The organism is Paraburkholderia ultramafica, assembly GCF_902859915.1.
Classification (GTDB): domain Bacteria; phylum Pseudomonadota; class Gammaproteobacteria; order Burkholderiales; family Burkholderiaceae; genus Paraburkholderia; species Paraburkholderia ultramafica.
In genome coordinates this window covers 1-949 of the sequence record NZ_CADIKK010000148.1, presented here as the reverse complement: position 1 = coordinate 949, position 949 = coordinate 1, and the positions used below count along the sequence as shown (strand labels likewise).

Sequence of the window (949 nt, the reverse complement as noted above, 5' to 3'; positions counted from 1 at the left end):
CGGAGTACTCCGCGGTTTCCTCCATCGAGGCTCGTTCGACGCCTGCCAGCGAAGCTCGGTGGCGCACTCACATTCCTGCGGGCGTTGGCAGGCATCGACCAACCCTAAACGGACAGCGACCAATGGTCGATCGCCGCCCGGAGTGCCGCAGTTTAAACTTCAGTCTGCTCCGCCATCTCAAGCGCATCGTCAACCTCGATGCCGAGGTACCGCACTGTGCTCTCAAGCTTGGTGTGGCCAAGGAGCAACTGAACGGCGCGAAGGTTCTTCGTGCGGCGATAGATCAGCGACGCCTTCGTCCGGCGCATCGTATGGGTGCCGTACGCGGTGTCATCCAATCCGATCGATGCGACCCATCGATGCACCAGACGCGAATACTGGCGCGTCGAGATATGCGGTGATTCGTGGAGCCGGCTTGGGAACAGAAAGTCGGGCGGCGTCAGCGTTGACGCCTTGATCCATGCTCCGATGCTGTCCCGGGTCTGCTCTGTAATCTCGAACTGAACCGGCCGTTGAGTTTTCTGCTGCATAATTGTCGTCCGGCTGGCGACGTGATGGCCGTGGCAAACGTCGCAAACCCGCAGCTTCGTCAGGTCGCACGCGCGCAGTTTGCTGTCGATTACCAGATTGAACATCGCGAGGTCGCGAAGTCGCGCCGAAAGCTGGAGGCGGATCCGGATGGCCCAGATTTCCTTTGGCTTCAGCGGAGGCTTCTGCCCCGTCAGCTTGCCCTTGTTCCACGGTATCTTTGCGGCGATTCCTTCGTCAGTAGCTTCCATGACTATCTCCTTTCAGTTGAAGGGAGATCCAGTCTGTGCTCGTGGCCAGCGGGCACTGTCCGTTTAGGGTTGTTCGATGCCTGCCATGGTCCGCAGGAATGTGAGCGCGCCACCGCGCGTTGCTGGCAGGCGTCGAACAAGCCTCGATGGAGGAAACCGCGGAGTGCTCC

The 949-nt window shown here is 60.3% G+C and carries 1 protein-coding gene; it reads right to left on the bottom strand.

Annotated features, from left to right (window positions below; all coding sequences use genetic code 11):
- Nucleotides 1-152 precede the first annotated feature (152 nt).
- The gene (locus HV744_RS36605) at nt 153-779 is read right to left on the bottom strand and encodes a tyrosine-type recombinase/integrase (RefSeq protein WP_175154091.1); all 627 of its coding nucleotides are present in this window, start codon (nt 777-779) and stop codon (nt 153-155) included.
- Nucleotides 780-949: the final 170 nt, after the last annotated feature.

What these genes read in the sequence shown, in the direction of transcription:
- HV744_RS36605 (WP_175154091.1), bottom strand. Translation starts at nt 779, where the DNA reads ATGGAAGCTACTGACGAAGGAATCGCCGCAAAGATACCGTGGAACAAG.